General features: G+C 57.8%; 17 protein-coding genes. 8 read left to right on the top strand and 9 right to left on the bottom strand.

Going from position 1 to position 20,238, the window contains the following annotated elements:
- Window position 1: 1 nt before the first annotated feature.
- The 3 genes from rstB to folM all read right to left on the bottom strand — a co-directional run bounded on the left by rstB (window position 2) and on the right by folM (window position 2,851).
- Entirely contained in the window at window positions 2-1,300 is a 1,299-nt protein-coding gene (gene rstB, locus DDT56_RS09485) for a two-component system sensor histidine kinase RstB (protein ID WP_136166213.1), read from the bottom strand.
- The gene (gene rstA, locus DDT56_RS09480; RefSeq protein WP_136166212.1) at window positions 1,297-2,031 is read right to left on the bottom strand and encodes a two-component system response regulator RstA; all 735 of its coding nucleotides are present in this window, start codon (window positions 2,029-2,031) and stop codon (window positions 1,297-1,299) included. The genes rstB and rstA overlap by 4 nt, the downstream gene beginning before the upstream one ends.
- 97 nt (window positions 2,032-2,128) lie before the next feature.
- Window positions 2,129-2,851 (bottom strand): dihydromonapterin reductase, encoded by a 723-nt coding sequence (gene folM, locus DDT56_RS09475; RefSeq protein ID WP_136166211.1) that lies wholly within the window; start codon window positions 2,849-2,851, stop codon window positions 2,129-2,131.
- A 131-nt stretch (window positions 2,852-2,982) separates the two neighbouring features.
- Between folM and DDT56_RS09470 the strand changes: the two genes are divergently transcribed.
- Window positions 2,983-3,399 carry a hypothetical protein gene (locus tag DDT56_RS09470; RefSeq protein WP_136166210.1) on the top strand — a complete coding sequence of 139 codons (417 nt, stop codon included), beginning with the start codon at window positions 2,983-2,985 and terminating at the stop codon, window positions 3,397-3,399.
- Window positions 3,400-3,450: 51 nt separating this feature from the next.
- Here DDT56_RS09470 and dauA read toward each other — a convergent pair whose 3' ends face one another.
- Window positions 3,451-5,163 carry a C4-dicarboxylic acid transporter DauA gene (gene dauA, locus DDT56_RS09465; protein ID WP_136166209.1) on the bottom strand — a complete coding sequence of 571 codons (1,713 nt, stop codon included), beginning with the start codon at window positions 5,161-5,163 and terminating at the stop codon, window positions 3,451-3,453.
- A gap of 173 nt (window positions 5,164-5,336) precedes the next feature.
- Window positions 5,337-6,431: a sodium-potassium/proton antiporter ChaA gene (gene chaA / locus DDT56_RS09460; RefSeq protein ID WP_136166208.1), complete on the bottom strand. Its 1,095-nt coding sequence runs from the start codon at window positions 6,429-6,431 to the stop codon at window positions 5,337-5,339.
- 612 nt (window positions 6,432-7,043) lie between these two features.
- On the opposite strand from chaA, the gene DDT56_RS09455 reads away from it, so the two are divergent.
- A complete protein-coding gene (locus DDT56_RS09455; RefSeq protein WP_136166207.1) occupies window positions 7,044-7,733 on the top strand; it encodes a gamma-glutamylcyclotransferase in 690 nt (229 codons plus the stop codon).
- 50 nt (window positions 7,734-7,783) lie between these two features.
- On the opposite strand, the gene DDT56_RS09450 is transcribed toward DDT56_RS09455, so the two are convergent.
- The gene (locus DDT56_RS09450) at window positions 7,784-8,830 is read right to left on the bottom strand and encodes a DUF481 domain-containing protein (RefSeq protein WP_136166206.1); all 1,047 of its coding nucleotides are present in this window, start codon (window positions 8,828-8,830) and stop codon (window positions 7,784-7,786) included.
- Between the two features lie 231 nt (window positions 8,831-9,061).
- Window positions 9,062-10,339, bottom strand: a complete 1,278-nt coding sequence (locus DDT56_RS09445) for an acyltransferase family protein (protein ID WP_136166205.1) — start codon at window positions 10,337-10,339, stop codon at window positions 9,062-9,064.
- A 313-nt stretch (window positions 10,340-10,652) separates the two neighbouring features.
- Here DDT56_RS09445 and DDT56_RS09440 point away from each other — a divergent pair, with 313 nt between their 5' ends.
- Window positions 10,653-10,901 (top strand): GlsB/YeaQ/YmgE family stress response membrane protein, encoded by a 249-nt coding sequence (locus DDT56_RS09440; protein ID WP_136166204.1) that lies wholly within the window; start codon window positions 10,653-10,655, stop codon window positions 10,899-10,901.
- Window positions 10,902-10,972: 71 nt separating this feature from the next.
- Here DDT56_RS09440 and DDT56_RS09435 read toward each other — a convergent pair whose 3' ends face one another.
- Together DDT56_RS09435 and pdxR are read right to left on the bottom strand one after the other, a co-directional pair.
- Window positions 10,973-12,067 (bottom strand): ABC transporter ATP-binding protein, encoded by a 1,095-nt coding sequence (locus tag DDT56_RS09435; RefSeq protein WP_136166369.1) that lies wholly within the window; start codon window positions 12,065-12,067, stop codon window positions 10,973-10,975.
- 190 nt (window positions 12,068-12,257) lie between these two features.
- Window positions 12,258-13,751 carry a MocR-like pyridoxine biosynthesis transcription factor PdxR gene (gene pdxR, locus DDT56_RS09430; RefSeq protein WP_136166203.1) on the bottom strand — a complete coding sequence of 498 codons (1,494 nt, stop codon included), beginning with the start codon at window positions 13,749-13,751 and terminating at the stop codon, window positions 12,258-12,260.
- A gap of 152 nt (window positions 13,752-13,903) precedes the next feature.
- On the opposite strand from pdxR, the gene DDT56_RS09425 reads away from it, so the two are divergent.
- The 5 genes from DDT56_RS09425 (at window position 13,904) to DDT56_RS09405 (ending at window position 20,125) form a co-directional block, all read left to right on the top strand.
- Window positions 13,904-15,169 (top strand): 4-aminobutyrate--2-oxoglutarate transaminase, encoded by a 1,266-nt coding sequence (locus DDT56_RS09425; protein WP_136166202.1) that lies wholly within the window; start codon window positions 13,904-13,906, stop codon window positions 15,167-15,169.
- Between the two features lie 10 nt (window positions 15,170-15,179).
- Window positions 15,180-16,634 (top strand): NAD-dependent succinate-semialdehyde dehydrogenase, encoded by a 1,455-nt coding sequence (locus DDT56_RS09420; RefSeq protein ID WP_136166201.1) that lies wholly within the window; start codon window positions 15,180-15,182, stop codon window positions 16,632-16,634.
- Between the two features lie 321 nt (window positions 16,635-16,955).
- The gene (locus tag DDT56_RS09415) at window positions 16,956-17,984 is read left to right on the top strand and encodes an ABC transporter substrate-binding protein (RefSeq protein ID WP_136166200.1); all 1,029 of its coding nucleotides are present in this window, start codon (window positions 16,956-16,958) and stop codon (window positions 17,982-17,984) included.
- A gap of 32 nt (window positions 17,985-18,016) precedes the next feature.
- Window positions 18,017-19,288, top strand: coding sequence for an ABC transporter permease (locus DDT56_RS09410; RefSeq protein WP_136166199.1), 1,272 nt, complete (start codon window positions 18,017-18,019; stop codon window positions 19,286-19,288).
- Between the two features lie 18 nt (window positions 19,289-19,306).
- Window positions 19,307-20,125: an ABC transporter permease gene (locus tag DDT56_RS09405; RefSeq protein WP_136166198.1), complete on the top strand. Its 819-nt coding sequence runs from the start codon at window positions 19,307-19,309 to the stop codon at window positions 20,123-20,125.
- The last annotated feature ends 113 nt before the right edge of the window (window positions 20,126-20,238 follow it).

The following is a 20,238-nucleotide window of genomic DNA, read 5'->3' as shown; positions in this document are numbered from 1 at the left end:
TTCAGCGCGGCGGGGCGGCGTCGACTTTCACCGGCCAGCAAAAACGAAAACGGGCGCCGCCAAGCGGGCTGCCGTCCGCGGCGATGGTTCCCGCATGCGCGCGAGCGATGGCCTGGACGATGGCCAGTCCCAGCCCGCATCCGCCGCCGCTGTTTTCAATTCCCGCGTCCAGACGGACAAAAGGGTCGAAAATATGTTCCCGCTCGTCCGGCGCGATGCCGGGGCCGTCGTCCTCGACCTCTAAACAGGCCATATTGTCGCCGTCCCGCCGCAGGCTTATATGCAGGCGCCCACGGCAGAAACGCAGCCCGTTATTGACCAGGTTGTCCAGCGCCCGCTCCATCAGGCGGCGATCGAGCAGGCCGAAATCCGCCGACGGCGCGGTATCCAGCGTGATGAGCTTATCCGGGTGCAGCAGTCTGAGATCGTCGACTTTGGCGCGCAGCCAGGCGGGAAAATCGATGCCGGCGAGATGCAGAACGACCTGGGGCCGGTCCAGCCGGGCATAGGTTAGCAGTTCGTCGATCAGCGCTTCAAGCTGGCCGATATCCCGATTTAATGCCTGTTGTTCCCCGTCGGTCAGCCGTTCGCTGATGGCCAGCCGATAGCGCAGGCGCACCAGCGGCGTGCGTAATTCATGGGCGATATTATCGATCAGCTGTTTTTTACTGGCGATAAGCTGATTCAGATTATCCGCCATCTGGTTAAAGGCGATCCCGAGCCGAAACAGGCTGGAGGCGTTATCAAAATGGGTACGCGCTTCAAGATGCCCGTCCCCCAGCCGCTGCGCCGCGCTTTCCAGTTTCAGCATCGCCTGCCAGTGCGGTCGCATCCACAGAAATACCGGCAGCGCCAGCGACAGGCCGATAAGCAGCACCAGCATCAGGTCAAGCAAGCGGATTTCATGCAGAAAAAACAGGTAGGGGATAGGGCCGACGGCCAGCACATAATGGCTGTGGGGAATGCGTTGGATAAAAGTATATTCATCGTCGAGGGCGACAATCTCCCCCTGAGCTAAACGCCGCTGCGCATGGGGATTAAGCCGGTATTTACTCAGCGGCTCGATATGCAGCTTAAACGACAGATTTAAATCGAGCCTGTTGATGGTCCTGTGCCAGTCGCGCGGGGGAATGGCGCGCAGCTCGTTGCGGATCAGATAGAGCGAGCTTTTCATCAGGTCGTCCATGGATTGCCGTCCGGCACGCTCGGCGGTGACTTTATACACCAGCCCGACCAATAGCGTCATCACCACAAAGCAGGCGAACAGTAACAGAAAAAACTGGATAAACAGCTTTTTCATGGCGCGGCGTACTGCCAGGCATGGGGCGCGAACAGATAGCCCTTGTTGCGCACCGTTTTGACGCGAAACGGCGCCAGCGGGTTGTCGTAGAGCTTTTTGCGCAGCCGGGAGATGGCGACGTCAATGCTGCGATCCATGCCGTCGTAACTTACGCCGCGCAGATTTTTCAGCAGCGCGTCACGGTCCATAATCTGCCCGGCATGGGTCGCCAGTTGCCAGAGCAGATCGAAATCGGCGGTGGATAACAGGATATGCTCGTCGCCCAGCGTAACGTCGCGGTTGACCGGGTCGATGCACAGCAGGCCAAAATGCAGCGGCCGGTGGATCTGCAACGACGGCGCGGATTTTTCCGCCGCGTCGGGCGCCGCGGCCGCGTATTGCCGCAAATGAAGACGCAGGCGGGCGAGCAGAACGGCGGGCGGCGTGGTTTTCAGAATATAGTCGTCGGCCCCCATTTCCAGGGCCAGAATATGATTCATATCGCTGTCGAGTGAGGTCAGCAGAACCAGCGGCCCGTTATACTGCGGCCGCAGCTCGCGGCAGAGGGTCATACCGTCTTTCCCCGGCAGCATAATATCCAGCAATACCAGATTGGGGCGCTGCTGTTCGATAAACGCCAGCGCGCGATCGCCCCGCGGCTCCACCCGGACGTCAATATCATATTTGCCGAGATAAGCGGCAATCAGCTTGCCGACTTCCGCATCGTCTTCTACAAAAACAATCTTATGCATAGTAGCCGCGTCATGACGAAAATTGCTTGCGCCAGCATAGTCCGTCGGCAAATCCGCTACCATATATGAAGCGTAAACGAGTGTTAAGGCGCGGCTCTCAGCGCAGCGATCTGCCGCCGTCAAGCCCCAGCGTTTTTCCGGTGATATAACGGCTGGCGAGCAGATAGTCGACGAGCCGGACAATCTCCTCTTCCCCCGGCGCTATTTTCATCAGGGATTTATCCAGCGCCTGCCGGCGGTACTGCGCGTCGTCATGCGGATGAAACATGATCAGCGCGGGGGCGATGGCGTTGACTTTGACTTCCGGCGCCAGCCGGCGGGCAAACGAACGGGTCATATTGTCCAGCGCGGCTTTACTGGCGGCATAAGCGATATGCTTATCGCTGCCTTTTTCCACCACATAGTCGGTCAGATGAATGATATCGGCCCCGGCGACGCCCTGACCGCGCAGGCAGGGCTCCAGCAACTGGTTCAGTAAATAGGGGGTGTAAACGTGGATCTGCAGCATTTCCGCCAGCGTTTTTTCCGGTGGAATATCCGCGCTTTCCGCCTGCCAGCAGCTGGCGTTGTGGATAATCGCCCGCAGGCGCGGCGTCAACGCTTTGACCTGGGCGGCGAAGGCGTAAATCTGCTCGTTGGTGGAGAAATCGGCGGGCAGGCAGACGGCGCCCTGTTGCGTCAATGCCTCAAGCTCGGGATAGGCCGTGCGTCTGCTGATGATAACCGGAATACCCCGCGCCAGAAACGAACGGGCCAAAGCCAGGCCGATGCGCCGGGCGCCGCCGGTAATCAATACGGGGGCGGAAGGAAAAGTTGCCACAATCAATGCTCCTGAACAGGCTGGAAAATCCACGGTAAACCGTGACAATATACCTGAATAAACTATCTTGCATGATAGGGTTTTGCAGCAAAAACGCGCGCTGAATCCACTGGCGAAAAGGAGGGCGGGGAATGGGAAAATATCACTCCGAATCGGTATGTTCCAGTGAAAAAATTTGTATCGATTACGCCGATTATCTGGCGGCACTGTGTAATAAACGCTGGCGTTTCATCGACGCCATGTACGGCGTGTTGCCGATTTTCGGCATGGTAACCAAAACCACGCTATCCCGACAGATAGCGGCCCCCAAAGAACGGCTTAAAACGCTGGCGATGCAGGTGCTTTCCACCCAGGTAAGCGATGAAACCAATATCGTCCGGCTTATCGCCCTGGCCCGGCGGCTGGGGCTGAGGACTTTTGATATCCAACTGCCTTATTCGCTGACCAATGAGCAGCTGAGCGTAATCGGCGCGGAGAGCAGCGCCCCGCTGGCGTTAACCCAGCGGGATGAGCGCTTGTCGGTTCGCCTTGTGAGCACCTCCCCCTGACAAGGGGGAGGCCGGGAGGGGGGCGGCAGCGAGCGTTGTCGCGCTGCCCGCTTATTCCGCCGTCTTGCTCTCTTCGGCGGTTACTTCAAGCGCCTGAGCCAAGGAACCGTAAAAACTGAGACGTCCCGCTATCGGGTGGACGTTCGCCCGCGCCAGCGTTTTCAACGGTTGGAAGGGAATGTCGGTAATAATCAGGTGCTTGCCTGCCGGCAATGTGTCGCTGAAACGCAGCAGGGCATTCAGCCCTCCCGCATCCAGCACCGGCACGGCATCCCACTGCAGGATAATGGTTTGATAATCCTGGCTGCGCTCCAGCAGGTCGCTGAAAAGGCGTTCGGCGGCGGCAAAGAACAGCGGGCCGTTGACGCGCAGCACCAGCTGATGCGGCGCGCGGGTTTCCGGCAGTTCGCTCAGTTTGGTCATCCGGGCGATGCGCCGCATAAACAGCAGCGACGCCAGCACAATCCCCACCGTAATGGCGATAACCATATCAAACAACACGGTCAGCGACATGCACAGCAGCATAACGATAATGTCGTCCTTCGGTCCGTGGCGCAGCAGATCGATAACCTTGTGGGCTTCGCTCATATTCCAGGCGACGAGCAGCAACAGCGAGGCCATCGCCGCCAGCGGCAGATAGGAGAGCCACGGCGCCAGCACCAGCAGCGCCAGTAGCACCAGCAGCGAGTGGATGATGGCCGACACCGGCGACGTCGCTCCGGCGCGCACGTTGGCGGCCGAACGGGCGATGGCGGCGGTGGCGGTAATGCCGCCGAAGAACGGGGCGATAATATTGCCGAAGCCCTGTCCCATCAGTTCGGCATTGGAATTGTGTTTTCTGCCGGTCATGCCGTCCAGCACCACGGCGCACAGCAGGGACTCAATCGCCCCCAGCATGGCCATGGAAAACGCGGCGGGCAGCAGGGCGGAGATACTTTGCCAGTCGAGCGTCATCGCCCGGCCGCCCGGCGTCGTGGCGTCCCAGGGCAGAACCAGCTGCGGCAGAACAGGGGGAATGCCCTGGCCCTGAGTGCCGTCGGCCAGCAGATAGCTGAAGCGGGAGCCGATGGTCGCCACCTCGACGCCAAACAGCGACAGGATCCCCATCACCGCAACGCCCGCCAATAAAGCGGGCAGATGTCCCGGCAAACGGATGCCCAATTTAGGCCAGCCGATCAACACCGCCAGAGAGGTGACGCCAATCAGGGTATCGCCCAGTCGCAGGGTGGGCATTGACTGCGCCAGCGCCCCGACTTTTTCAACGTAGTGTTCCGGCACCACGGCCATCTGCAGACCAAAGAAATCCTTGATCTGCATGGTGCCGATGGTAATGGCGATCCCGGAGGTAAAACCCAGCGTGACCGACAGCGGGATATATTCGATCAGCCGCCCCAGGCGGCATATTCCCATCAGCAGCAGAAATACGCCGGAGAGCAGGGTGGCGACCAGCAGGCCAGACAGCCCGTACTGTTGGGATACCGGGTACAAAATCACCACAAAGGCCGCCGTTGGACCGGAAACGCTATAGCGGGAGCCGCCGCTGACCGCGATGACGATCCCGGCGATGGCCGCCGTATATAACCCGTATTGAGGAGGAACCCCGCTGGCGATTGCCAGCGCCATCGCTAGAGGGATAGCGATGATACCAACCGTGATGCCGGCTATAATATCCTGGGTAAGTCGTTGTAATGTGTATTTTTCGCGCCAGCACGCTTCAATAAGCGCGCTAAACGGTTTGATGCCGTTAATTCCATGCGTTTTCATCTAAGAAAGAACCAATAAAAAGAAAAACAAATGGCGGGCCGGCTGGGTCCGTCGTAGATATGCGTTATATACGATACGCCGGTTGTTCTTAGAAGATCCAGATATACATCAAGAGAAAATACGGATTCTGCAATCCGGCGACGCCGCTGCGCGTCGCCGGAAAAAGGAAAGGATTAGAGCATGATGGTCATCAGGTAGGCGGCGAACAGCGCCAGGTGGGCGCTGCCGCTGAGCACGTTGGTTCTGCCGGTTGAAAACGTAATATGGCACAACACCAGCACGGCCAGCATCACCACGATATGCGGCATATCCAGACCGAAATTCAGCGTCTGGCCGGTGAGCATGGCGATAATGGTCACGGCGGGCACCGTCAGTGAAATGGTGGCCAGCACCGAGCCGAAAAACAGATTCATCGCCCGCTGCACCTGATTTCTCAGCACCGCCCGAATGGCGCCCAGTCCTTCCGGCGACAGGATCAGCAGGGCCACCAGGAAGCCGGTAAACTGGGCCGGCGCATTCATTTCCGTCAGCAGCGCTTCCAGCGGCTGCGAGTCCATCTTGGTAACGCTGATAACCGCAATCAGGTGGATCAGCAACCATACCGAGTGCCATAAGGAACTGTACGCCGACGGCTTGCCGTGATGCGGATCGTCGCCTTCGTCTTCATGTTCGTAGACAAACAGGCTCTGATGAGTACGGGTCTGGATCAGCAGGAATACGCCGTACATTACGGCGGAGATCAGCGCGACAAGCAGGGATTGCCCCACGCTGAAATTACCTTCGGGCAGGGCGCTGGGGAAAACCAGTACGATAACCGACAGCGGGAAAATGGCCATTAAATACTGCTTGATGCCGCTCAGATTGACGTACTGCGTGGCAAATTTGCGACCGCCCAGCAACAGCGCGAAACCGACCAGACCGCCGGTGACGATCACGATAATGGAATAGAGCGTGTCGCGCATCAGGTCCGGGCCGGCGTCGCCGGTGGCCATCAAGGCCGAAATCAGGCTGACTTCGAGAATAACCACCGACAGGCTGAGGATCAGCGAACCATAGGGTTCGCCTAAGCGGTGGGCCAGCACGTCGGCGTGACGGACAACGCTGAAGGCGCTAAAAAGGATACCGACCAAGGCCAGTAAATTAATACCCAGAATGGAGAGGAAGTCTTGTGTGTCTCCCCACATGAACAGAACGATCAGAGAGACTATCGGCAGGATAAGTGAATATTCCTGATGACGGGTTTTGACAACCTCAGAGTAAGACTTCATTACGGCGGTTCTCCTTATCCAGCGGAATTATGATAAAAACGTTACTAAAAAGTGCTTGTAGCGTAAAAAGATGGTGTAGATTACCAGATTTCAGGATGATTCGCGGATTTTTTACGGATTTTTACGCTTGAAACGGAAATCAAACCCAAAGGGGAGAATATAATAATCTTCTCCCTATCATAATAATATTAAATACATTTTTTATGACTGATTTTCAGGGTTATTGATGATATCGCGGCGTTTGCGGTGATAATCCTCTTTATTTAACCCTTCTCGCCATTAAGAGACGGCATAAAGCTTATTCCACACATATCATGCGCGGCGGCGCGGCGGGATCGTCCCCGGATAAGGCATCGTGCGGAAACGATTAACCGCGCCGCAGTCTTATTGGTTCTTTCCACCCTCCAGTGTAGATTAATTTGTCGCGGTTTGGACAAAATCGACAATATCCGCGTTGCGTCGTTATCCAACTTGATTGCCGGGCGGAAAATGAATAACCTCAAGGCATTACTGCCGTAAAATTAACCAGGCGACAGTGTTGGGCTTTAAGGATGGAACGACAACAGGCCTTGATTGGCAGAAAACGGTATGTGGTCCGGGAGTGGGGAAGTCGTGCTAACACGTGATTTTTTGCAGAAAGCAGATTGTAGAACGTCTTTTGGCCGTATTGAGGAAACCTTATTACTGACGCCGCAGCAGCGAGCCGAGTCGTTGGCGCAGACGCTGGCCCGGCGCCCGGATGAAAGCCCTGTGTGGGTATTTGGTTATGGTTCACTGATGTGGAATCCGGTTTTTGACGCCGAAGAGGCCTGTCTGGCGACGCTTCACGACTGGCATCGGGCTTTTTGCCTGCGGCTGACGGCCGGGCGGGGCACGGTTGGCCGCCCCGGGCGCATGCTGGCGCTGCAACCGGGCGGGCAAACCACCGGTCTGGCCTTTCGTCTGGCGGAAGCTTCGCTGCGTGAGGATTTAGAGCTGTTGTGGAAGCGTGAAATGCTGACCGGGTGTTACCGCCCGGAGTGGTGCGAACTGCAGCGGCAAAATAGTGACACGGTCACCGCCCTGGTGTTTGTTTCCGAGTCCGGGCACCCGCTGATTGAAGAGGACACCTGTATTCATCGGGTGGCGCCGCTTATCGCCCAGGCCAGCGGGCCGCTGGGAACCAACGCGCAGTATCTGTTCGCGCTGGAACAAGAGTTGCAAAACCACGGTATGGCGGATGACGAGCTAAGTGAACTGGCCCGGCTGGTACGTTTGCTACAGCAGCAGTCCGCGGCCGATAGTCAGGAGCATGGCGGCTGAAAAGACGGCGGCGACAGCAGCGTTCGCCGACCATCTGCAAACAACAAGAATTACCAGCCGACGCCCACGCCCATGGTATACAGCGTATCGTTGACATTACCCTGATCGCTTTCGATACGGGTGCGCGACACTTTCATGCTCATGGACGACCAGTCGGTCAGTTTGAAGCGTAGGCCGGCGTCCGCTTTCAGATAAAACGGCGCGGTGGCATCGAAAGAGCGTCCCAGTTCGCCGCTGGTGAAGGCTTCCACCGATTTACTGAACAGAAAGCGGTTATAGTCCCATTTAACGCCGCCGGAGTAGAAGTTATCTTCTCCTTGCGCTTCATCCTGATAGACATAGGTCTGGGCGCTGACCAGCGAGGTCAGCGAGAAAGCGCCAAGGTCGTTGTCCCAGAACTGATAACCGGGACCGAGACCGAATGAACGGTTGATTTTAATGCTTTCGATCCAGTCGCGTTTGTACTGATAGCGCCCCTGCCAGAACCAGTGCTCATCAAGAAATTTATCCAGCGCATATTCGCCGGACGCATTCTTGGTGCTTTCCACATTGTTTTCTTTTGCCAGATGGTAGCTGCCGTCAATGTTATGACGCCAGGTTCCGTGCCGCGCCTGGGTGCTGAGGGTCGCATCGTAGTTATCGGTTTCGGTGGAGCTTTTCTTGTGCGACATCCCGGCGTCAATATTGCCTTTCCAGGCGAAGTCTTTCACCAGCGGCTTCTGGGCGACGATTGAGGTGATCTCTGAAAGCTGCAGCGTTTGCGGTCCGGTCGCGTCGCTGGAAATCGACGGCGTGGCGATAATGGCGCGGTTTTCCCCGGCTTTAACGACCGGATAGAGTTCGCCTTCGCGATAGCGCTCTCCCTGAATCACCAGACCATGGTCGGTTTCAAAGGTCTTCACCTTGTCCCAGGAAACGGAAATTTCCCCGGCGTAATCGGTGGTGATAAATAATTTGCCGTCGTCAAGCAGGGTGATTTTGCCCGTGAACTGGTCTCCGTTGGTTAGCCACACGGTGTCGGCGCGGCTTGGCGTAACAACGGAAGCGAGGGCGATAACCAGACTCAGGGAAGATATTGCATATTTGGATAGGGTCATTTTGCCAGATAAACAGTAGTGACAGGTTTCGAAAGACGCCGTTTACAGCGTCCGGCCGATGAAAAAAATGAACCGGTTCAGCCCGGAACGGCAAACATTAACAGGATTTGCGGGGATGCTCTAGACAAAAAATATCATTGATTAGAATGTAAATAGTTATAAAAGATACGATTGATGATTAACAGCTATAACGCGATGTTCATCACATTTCGCGCTATAGCTGTTGCAGGCTTAGGCGGCGCCCTGCGAGCAGGATGACGGCTTGCGCTCCAGAAAACGCGCCGTGAGGAATTTCCGCACCCGTGAAACAATCCGTTCCTGGAACAACACGCACAGCGCCACGGTGGACAGCAGGAAAATAACATAGCCGGTTATGGACAGCTGAACCTGGCCGGCGGCGGCAATGCACTGATCCCAGTTGCTGAAGCAGGCCAGAGGATTGCCGCGCACCAACTGTTCAACGGTACGGAATAAATTAAACAGCGGCACGTGCAGGGCGAATATCGACAGCGAGGCGGCGCCCAGCCGCGGCGACCAGTGGCGCAGCCATTCGCTGTTCGGCTCCCGCGCCAGAGCGCTGATGCACACTAACGCCACCTGCGCCGGCAACAGCAAACCGTTGTGCAGCAGGAAGTACCAGTACGCTTCGCCCTTGGTGAAAAGCCAGGTGGCGACAATAAAGTTGGCGATGATAAACAGCACCACGCCATAGCGTTGCCCCCTGGTCAGGGGTTCGCGTCCTTTCTGACGATAGTGCCGGAAGAGAGCGTAGCCCAGAATACCGGCCAGAAACTCCGGCAAGCGGAAGATCGGTCCGCGCTGCAGCAGGCCGGTGTAGGGCATGCCGTACTGTTGTTGCCAGATCACCCAGACCGGCGGCAGCAGGTAGAGCAGGCAGATGATGCCCATCCACAGCCAGGGGTGGCGGCTGTTAAGCAGGCGGGGGCCCAGCAGCGGGAAGGTCAGATAGAAAAAGAACAGGGTGGAAAGCGACCACAGCGGCGCATTGAAGGTCAGGAAATAGGGGTTCCATGCCTGCAGCATCAACAGCTGCAGCAGGCTGTTAAAGGCCAGCTGCGCATTCGTCATATAGTGGCGCAGCGAGGCCGGGTCGGCGGCGGGATCGTTGGTATCGTAAATCACGAAACGGGCGCTGGCGACCTGACCTTCCGGCGGCACCGCCAGCCACTGCATCAGCATCACCACGGCAATGGACGACGCCAGCGCGATAATATGGATGGGATAAATATTAAATAACCGTTTGGCCCAGAAATGGCGGGCGGGCTCACGCAGGCGGCCGTCCTTGATATAGACATGGGCCAGCAGAAATCCGGATAGCACAAAGAACGTACTGGTGGCGAAAAATCCCATACTGGTCAATTCACTCAGGAACGGGATAAATTCACGCTGCGGGTAAACGTGCACCGTGTGATAAACCATCACGTAACAACCGAGCAGAAATCGCAACCATTCCAGCCCGATAAATCGCTCTTTACTGACTTTCTTCATGTTGCTCCTCAGTCAACCGCTGTTTAAACAGCAGGAAAATACTGTAATGATCAAGTTTAGACGAGAGCAAAACGGCGTTAATTAGGATAATGGCTATAAATACCGGCTTTGTTTAGGATTCGTTTAGGATTGGTTTAACCAGCCGTCGGGGCGGCCAGACTATGCCGATGGCGTTAATGTAATCAACCAGTTAGCTAAATACCGGATATTACTCCCCGATTGATGATCCTTGTCTATACTTAGTATCGCGTCTTGTCTGCATGGGTAATTCTGTAGATAAACCCATCATGGAATTAGGAAAAGTGAGGTTGTTATGGGAATTTTGTCCTGGGTAATTTTTGGGTTGATTGCCGGTATTTTGGCTAAATGGTTAATGCCTGGCAGAGACGGAGGCGGTTTTTTCCTGACGATAATCCTTGGGATTATCGGTGCGGTTGTCGGGGGATATATCAGTACCTTCTTTGGCTTTGGCCGGGTGGACGGTTTTAACTTCGGCAGCTTCGTCGTCGCGGTGATCGGCGCCATTGTGGTGCTGTGGATTTACCGTAAGGTTCGCAGCTAAACCGGATTATATCGGAACTCAAGCCGCATTCTATCGATGATAGGGTGCGGCTTTTTGCTGTCATGCGTTTATTAATGCGTGGTAACTACATCCAGCGCGCGCAGGTGTTCCGGGTGCCAGGACAGGGTCACTTCCGAGCCCGGCTTCCACTGCGGCTGGACTTCACTGGCGGGCAGCTTCACCATAAACTGCGGCTGACCGGCCACTTCCGTCATCATGCGCACGTGATCGCCCAGATAAATAAACTGTTGGATCCGCGCTTTTACCTGCTGGACGCCGGCGGCGGGATTTTCCACATTGATGCGGATGCGTTCCGGTCGGATACAGAGCGCGATTTTCCTGCCCGGCGAACTGGGGCGTACCTTGAGCGCCTGCAACTGCGTACCGTCATCCAGCGTGGCGCGGTAGAAGTTCCCTTCCGCGCCGGCCTGGGTGGCGATCAGGGTATTGTTTTCGCCGATAAACTGCGCCACAAAGGTGTTTTGCGGTTTTTCATAAATATCGTTGGGATTATCCATCTGCTGAATAATGCCGTCGTTGAATACCGCTACGCGATTGGACATGGTCATCGCTTCGCTCTGATCGTGGGTGACATAGACGACGGTCAGCTCCAGCGCCTCGTGCAGTTCTTTGATCTCCAACTGCATATGTTCGCGCAGCTGTTTGTCCAACGCCCCCAGCGGTTCATCCATCAGCACCAGCTTGGGTTCAAAAACCAGCGCCCGCGCCAGCGCCACGCGCTGCTGTTGCCCGCCGGACATTTGGGCCGGATAGCGATCGGCCAGATTGGTCAGCTTGACGCGATCCAGCACGCGGTCGACTTTTTCCTTGATGTCCACCCGGCTCAGGCGGCGGATGGAGAGCGGAAACGCCAGGTTTTCGGCCACGGTCATATGCGGAAACAGCGCATAGTTCTGAAATACCATCCCGATGCCGCGCTGGTGCGGCGGCAGGTGATGCAGCGGGGTATCGCGCAGCAGGATTTCGCCCTGCGTCGGGGTTTCGAACCCGGCCAGCATCATCAGGCTGGTGGTTTTTCCCGAACCGGAAGGACCGAGCAAGGTAAGGAACTCGCCTTCCTGGATATCCAGATTGAGGTTTTTTACCACCAGGCGATCGCCATCGTAGGTTTTCTGGATGTTTTTGAAGCTGACATAGGTTCTCATCATTAATTCCATTATCTCGCGGTGACCTGTCTTATTTTTCCTCCATGCATAAATCATGCCTATTTAAGTAAAACCGAGCGTGGCAAGGCGGTTGAAACCGTCGCATAAAAAGGCGATCGCGCGGCTTGCCCCATTATAGGGAAGGGGGCGGCCGGTCGCGCACAATAATGGGGCGTAAAAATCGCCGGCGTCAGACGGGAATATCGCCGGTTTTTTGCCCCCGAATACTCTCGGCGATAACGGCGAAAGCCTGCGCCATTTTACTCTCTTCCACGCAGGCATAACCCAGCAGTAATCCGCGCTGCGTGGTCGGCCGCAGATAGTAGCTGGAAAGCGGTTTGACCATCACCCCGCGGCGCAGGATCCGGGCGCTCAGCACCACATCATCGACGTCGGCCGGGAGCTTGAGCAGCATATGCAACCCGGCGTTGCTGTTGTCGCCGACGTAGTCCGCCCCCAGATGCCGTTCGATCAGTTCGGTCAGCATGGCGCGCCGTCTGGCATAAAGCAGCCGCATACGGCGGATATGGGCGGCATAGTGCCCTTCGCGGATAAACTGGCCGAGCGTAGCCTGGGTCAGCCAGTGGCCGCCGCGATAGAGCTCGGCATGGGCGATTTTCAGCTCCCGCGCCAGCTGCGGCGGCAGCACCATATAGCTGACGCGCAGCCCCGGATAGAGCGTTTTGCTGAAGGTGCCGATATAAATCACCGGGGACTGGGTTTGCAGCCCTTGCAGCGCGGGTATCGGGTTGCCGGAGAAACGGAATTCGCTGTCATAGTCGTCTTCCACCACCCAGCAGCCGTGTTCCTGCGCCAGCGCCAGCAGACGCTGGCGCCGCGCCAGACTCATCACCGCGCCCAACGGATACTGATGCGACGGCGTCACGCAGATAAGCCGCGGTATCGACCGGGCCGCAACGGCGTCCGGCGGCGCCATTCCCTGTTCATCCACCTCGATGGGGACGACGCGCAGCCCGTTAATCGTCAACAGGTTGCGCGTCCCCCAATAGCAGGGATTTTCGATCCAGGCGACGTCGCCGGGATTGCAGAGCATTTTCGCCAGCAAATCCATCGCCTGGTGGGTGCCTTCGGTGATCAGGATCTGCTCCGGCGCGCACTCCACCGAGCGGGCCACGCGCAGGTAGTCCACCAGCGCCAGCTGCAGTTCCGCACAGCCGCCGATGGGGGAATAAGAGAGCTGTTCGGGTTTGACCCGGCGGCTTAGCCGGGTTTGTATTCTGCGCCACAGATCGTGGGGAAAACCGGCGATATCGGGAATGCCGGGCATAAAGGCGCCCCACTGGCGGGCGGAGGCGCCCGCATAGCCCAGCAGCTGTCCTCCGCGGCGGGAGAGCTCCCGCGCCGGCAGCCGGGACAGGTTCTCGCTTTCATCGCGCACCGGGGGCATATTGCCGTCCGGCAGCTGTTGCGTGACGAAAGTACCGCTGCCGGTGCGCGCTTCAATAAAACCTTCCGCCAGCAGCTGTTCATAGGCCGCCAGCACGGTATTGCGCGACAGCGACAGCTCTCCGGCCAGATCGCGCGATGAGGGCAGCCGGCTGCCGGCGGTAATGGCGCCGTCGAGGATGGCCAGCCGGATAGTGTCATACAGACGCTTGTTCAGCGTGCCTTCCCGATGATGGTTCAAACGCTGCAGCAGAAGGTCGGTTAATAGCGAGCGCAAAAGTGGATCCCTTAAATATTAAAAACTGGCTCTGGATTATAGAACCATCCGGCGCATAAATAGCAACAGAAAAGATGTGGGCCGCGGCGTACATCACGACCGAAACCTGGTCGTCAATGAATGTGGGCGTGTTTTCAGAATCGGAGCAGAAAATGAGTAATAAAGAATTAAATCAACGTCGTCTGGCCGCCACCCCCCGTGGCGTGGGTGTGATGTGCGATTTCTATGCCGCCCGCGCGGAAAATGCCACGCTGTGGGACGTTGAAGACCGAGAGTTTATCGACTTCGCCGCCGGGATCGCCGTGCTGAATACCGGCCATCGCCACCCGAAAATCCTCGCGGCGGTGCGCGAACAGCTGGAGCGCTTTACCCACACCGCTTATCAGATTGTGCCTTACGGCAGCTACGTCACGCTGGCCGAGCGAATCAATGCGCTGGCGCCCATCGACGGACCGGCGAAAACCACCTTTTTCACCACCGGGGCCGAAGCGGTGGAAAATGCGGTGAAAATCGCCCGCGCCTACACCAAACGCCCCGGCGTGATCGCCTTTGGCGCCGCGTTCCACGGCCGCACGCTGTTGACCCTGACGCTGACCGGGAAAGTGGCGCCGTATTCCACCGGTTTCGGTCCGTTCCCCGGTTCCATTTTCCACGCGCTCTATCCCAACGTGCAGCAGGGCATCAACGTTGAACAATCGCTGGAAAGCATCGATCGTCTGCTGCATACCGACATTGCCGCCGATCAGGTGGCGGCCATTCTGCTGGAGCCGATTCAGGGAGAAGGCGGCTTTAACATCGCGCCGCCGGAATTTATCAGCGGCTTGCGTAAACTGTGCGACGAGCACGGCATTCTGCTGATCGCCGATGAGGTGCAAACCGGTTTTGCCCGCACCGGCAAGCTGTTTGCCATGGAATACTATACTGAACAGGCCGACCTGATCACCATGGCGAAAAGCCTGGGCGGCGGCTTCCCCATCTCCGGCGTGGTCGGCCGCGCCGATGTGATGGACGCGCCCGCGCCCGGCGGTCTGGGGGGCACCTATGCCGGCAATCCGCTGGCGGTGGCGTCCGCGCTTGCGGTGCTGGATGTGATCGACGAAGAGAAACTGTGTCAGCGGGCTCAGCGCCTGGGAGCGGCGCTGGTGGAAACGCTGGAAAACGCGAAGCCGCGCTGTCCGGCGCTGGCGGCCATTCGCGCTCAGGGTTCAATGGTGGCGGCGGAATTTAACGATCCGCAGACCGGTAAACCCTCGGCGGACATCACCCGTCGCTTCCAGCAGGAAGCGTTGCAGCAGGGGCTGCTGCTGCTGACCTGCGGCGTGCACGGCAACGTGATTCGTTTCCTGCATCCGCTGACCATTCCCGACGATCGGTTCAGCAAGGCGCTGACTATTCTCACTCGTATACTTACGAAGTAAAAGGAATGCTATGCAACTGAAACAAAAAGCATTATTTCGCCAGCGCTGTCTGATTGACGGTGAATGGCACGACAGCCAAAACGGCGAGAAGCTGAACGTCACCAATCCGGCCAACGGCGAGGTGCTGGGTACGGTGCCGCTGGTGACAGCGTCACAAACTGAGCAGGCGATCGCCGCCGCCGAACGGGCGCTGACGGGCTGGCGCCAGCGTACCGGGAAAGAGCGGGCGGCCGCATTGCAGAGCTGGTCGCGCCTGATTATGGAAAATCAGGACGATCTGGCGGCGTTGCTCACCGCCGAACAGGGCAAACCGCTGGCGGAAGCGAGCGGTGAAATCGCCTATGCCGCGTCGTTTATCGACTGGTTCGCCGAGGAAGCCAAGCGGGTTGAGGGCAGCGTGCTGCAATCGCCCCAGGGCCAGCAGCGGCTGCTGGTTATCAAGCAGCCGATCGGCGTTTGCGCGGCGATCACGCCGTGGAACTTCCCGGCGGCGATGATCACCCGCAAAGCGGCGCCCGCGCTGGCGGCCGGCTGCACCATGATTGTCAAACCGGCGGAACATACGCCGTTCACCGCTCTGGCGCTGGCGGAGCTGGCGCAGCAGGCCGGGATCCCGCGCGGCGTGCTGCAGGTGATCACAGGCGATGCGCAGTCGGTGGGGAAAATTCTGTGCGACAGCCCGGTGGTGCGCAAACTGAGCTTTACCGGTTCGACGGAAGTCGGGCGCATTTTGATGGCGCAGAGCGCGCCGACGGTGAAAAAACTGTCGCTGGAACTGGGCGGCAATGCGCCCTTCATCGTGTTTGACGACGCCGATCCGGATCAGGCGGTAAAAGGCATTCTGGCGTCAAAATTCCGCAACAGCGGGCAAACCTGCGTCTGCGCCAACCGGATTTACGTGCAAAAAGGCATCTATCCGCTGCTGGTGGAGAAACTGGTCGCCGAGGTGAAAAAACTCAAGGTGGGAGACGGCACCCAACCCGGCGTAACGCAAGGTCCGCTGATTGACGCGGATGCGGTCGACAAAGTGCAGCAGCATATTGCCGATGCGCTGGCGCACGGCGCCTCACTGCTGCTGGGCGGCGAGCCCCATGAGCTGGGGGGAACTTTCTTTACTCCGACGATCGTCGGGAATGTGACCCGCGAGATGCGTTTCGCCCGCGAGGAGACGTTCGGCCCGGTGGCGCCGCTGTTTCAGTTCAGCGACGAGGCGGAGGCCGTCGCGCTGGCGAACGATACCGAGTTCGGTCTGGCGGCCTATGTCTACACCCGCGACGCGGTGCGTCAATGGACGGTTCCCGAAGCGCTGGATTACGGCATGGTCGGTATTAATACCGGTCTGATCTCCAATGAGGTCGCGCCGTTCGGCGGGGTGAAACAGTCGGGGCTGGGACGAGAGGGATCGCGTTTCGGCATCGAAGAGTATCTGGAAATGAAATACCTCTGCGTCGATATTTCCCGGTAGTTTTTTCGACCAAAGCATGGGGGAAAACGGGTGCGCCATGGAGGTTTCCGCACCCGTTTAGCCACCGCCCCATGCGCCTGAATGGTGCAGCCGATTTGCCAACTCGCACCACCAAAAGGCAACGCTGGCAAAAGAAAAAAGTATGCCGCCGACGAGTTGCCTCTTACCGTCCGCATTCGACCCTTCTTGCCGGCTTCTGTGCCGAACGTTCATGAAAATCCACGAACTGGCACGATTTATGCTTAATTATGATACATGATGCATCATTGCCTGATGCGGACTGTTTTTTTTACGTTGACTACACACACCAGGAGCCAAACCATGCTGAAAAAAATTGCCGTATCCGCGTTTCTCGTCGCAATGGCCTGTCAGGCGCAGGCGGAATCCATCACCGTAATCTCTTTTGGCGGCACCAATAAGGACGCACAGGACAAAGCATTTTACAAACCCTTCGCCGCGGCGGGCAAAGGTACGATTCAGGCCGGCGAGTACAACGGCGAAATGGCGCGCATCCGCGCCATGGTGGAAACCGGCCAGATTGGCTGGGACGTGGTGGAAGTCGAAGGGCCGGAATTGCTGCGCGGCTGCAACGAGGGGCTGTTTGAACCGCTGGACTGGAAAAAGCTGGGGGATGAATCCCAGTTCGTCAAAGGTTCGGTGTCGGAGTGCGGCGCCGGGATTTTCCTGTGGTCGACCGTGCTGACCTATAACGCGCAAAAACTGCAGCAGGCGCCGAAGAACTGGGCGGATTTCTGGGACGTGAAAAACTACCCAGGGAAACGCGCGCTGCGTAAAAGCGCCAAATTCACCCTGGAAATCGCCCTGCTGGCGGATGGGGTAAAACGCGAAGATCTGTATAAAGAGCTGGCGACGCCGGCCGGCGTCGACCGCGCGTTCAAGAAGCTGGATCAGCTTAAATCCAATATCCAGTGGTGGGAATCCGGCGCGCAACCATTGCAATGGCTGGTTTCCGGCGACGTGGTGATGAGCTCCGCCTATAACGGCCGGGTCGCCTCGGCGCAAAAAGAGGGCCATGACTTCCGCATTATCTGGGCCGACAGCATTTACGATCTGGATAGCTGGGCGATTGTCAAAGGCACTAAAAACAGAGCGCTGGCCGAGGAGTTTATCGCCTTTGCCAACCAGCCGGAAAACCAGAAAGTCTTCGCGGAAAATATTCCTTACGGCCCGACCAATATCAAAGCCACCAGCCTGATTGCCCCTGAGCTTGCCAGCAATCTGCCCACCGACCCGAAAAACCTGGCGCAGTCGCTGCAGGTTGATACCGAATTCTGGATCGATCACGGCGAAGAGCTGGAACAGCGCTTTAACTCATGGGCCGCGCAATAACAACAAACCGTCATAAAATGGAGATAAAGCCTATGACCCAGAGCGAATTGGCGGCCGGCGCGCCGCCATCCGGCGAGAAAGAAGGGCATGCCGAACTGAAACAACAGCTGCGACAGGCGCAGGCGGTGTACAAAAAGCGCTCCCTGTTGCTGATTGCGCCGCTGTTTCTGTTTATCGTGGTGAGTTTTCTCTTCCCCATCGCGTCGATTCTGGGCAAAAGCGTCGCCAATCCGGAACTGCGGGACAATATGCCGGCCACCATAGCCGCGATGCGGTCATGGTCCGGCGACGAGGTGCCGGATGAGGCGGTATTTCAGGCGGTGGTCAGCGACCTGCGCGCCGCCCGCGGCGACGGGAAGGTCGCGGCGATAACCAAACGGATGGGTTATGAAGGCGCGGAATACCGTACGCTGATTACCCGCACGCTGCGAAAAATGCCGGCCGAGGGCAGCTCCGATATCCGCGGTCAGCTGATCGGCGAGCAGCCGTTGTGGGGCGAGCTATCCACCTGGCAAACGCTGGAGCGCGCCTCCCGGCCGTTTACCAGCTATTACCTGCTGGCGGTTTTCGACCATAAAGTGGATGCCAAAACGCAGGAAATCGTCGCACAGCCCGCCGATCAGGCGCTGTACGTCGGCGTGCTGTTCAGAACGCTGCTGATGGCCGCGGTGGTGACGCTGCTGTGCGTCGGTCTGGGATATCCCCTGGCGTACTGGCTGGCGAAACAGCCATCCAACCGCGCCAACCTGCTGCTGATTCTGGTGCTGCTGCCTTTCTGGACGTCGCTGATCGTGCGTACCGCCAGCTGGATTGTGCTGTTGCAGTCCGGCGGGTTGATTAACCGCACGCTAATCAATTTCGGCATCATCGATCAGCCTTTGGTGCTGGTGTTCAACCGCATCGGGGTTTACATCTCCATGACGCATATCCTGCTGCCGTTTTTTATCCTGCCGCTGTACGCGGTGATGAAAGGCATTTCGCCCAACTACGTGCGGGCGGCGATATCGCTGGGGGCGCATCCGTTTATCGCTTTCTGGCGGGTGTACGTGCCGCAGACGTACGCCGGCGTCACCGCGGGGGCGCTGCTGGTCTTTATGATGGCGATCGGCTACTACATTACGCCGGCGCTGCTGGGCGGGCCAAGCGACCAGATGCTGAGCTACTTCGTCGCCTTCTTCACCAATACCACCATGAACTGGGGTATGGCGGCGGCGTTAGGGACGCAGCTGCTGGTCATCGTCACGCTGCTGTACGTGGTCTATATCCGCGTGACAAAAACCAACGCTGAAGTCGCGGCGCATTAATCTCCAGGGGAAAAAAAGATGAGACAACAGGGTGAAATAGCTATCCGCTTGTGGAATACGCTGTTTAATTTTTACGGCGCGGCCATGCTGCTGTTTCTGATCGTGCCGGTGCTGGTGATCGTGCCGCTTTCATTCAACGCCGGCTCCTTTCTGAGCTATCCGCTGAGCGGCTTTTCGCTGCGCTGGTATCATGAGTTTTTCAATTCCAACGAATGGCTGGGGGCGCTGGGCAACAGCCTGCTGATAGCCCCTCTGGCCACCCTGCTGGCGACGGTGCTGGGCGTGCTGGCTTCGGTCGGGCTGGTGCGCGGCGAGTTTCGCGGCAAATCGCTGGTGATGGCGGTGCTGATTTCGCCGATGATCGCGCCGGTGGTGATTGTGGCCGTCGGGATGTTTTTCTTCTTCGCCAAGCTTTCTTTGCTCAACAGTTACCTCGGGCTGGTGCTGGCGCACGCCATGCTGGGGGTGCCGTTCGTGGTGATTACCGTCACCGCGGTGCTCAAGAATTACGATCAGAATCTGTCGCGGGCCGCCGCCAGCCTGGGGGCGCCGCCGCTGCTGGTCTTTCGCAAGGTGACCTTTCCGCTGATTGCGCCCGGCGTTTTCTCCGGGGCGCTGTTTGCCTTCGCCACCTCCTTTGACGAGGTGATCGTCACGCTGTTTCTCGCCAGCCCGCGCCAACGGACGCTACCGTTGCAGATGTTTGCCGGCATCCGCGAAAACCTCGACCCGACCATCGCCGCCGCGGCGTCCATGATGGTGGGAGCCGCGCTGATCCTGCTGATTGTGATGGAGATTTTACGCCGTCGCTCGGAGCGCCTGCGGGCAGGGCATTAACGGTTATTTGACAGCATTATAAAACTGTTGTTAAAACATGCTCAGAAAATTGATTTAGCCGTGTGGAATACCATGCTAAGAAGATAATTCATTGTTTATCTTCAGTTAAAAAG

It is taken from the genome of Brenneria corticis (genome assembly GCF_003115855.1).
GTDB classification, from domain to species: domain Bacteria; phylum Pseudomonadota; class Gammaproteobacteria; order Enterobacterales; family Enterobacteriaceae; genus Brenneria; species Brenneria corticis.
The sequence above is the reverse complement of the archived record's forward strand: the minus strand, read 5'-3'. Positions and strand labels throughout refer to the sequence as shown.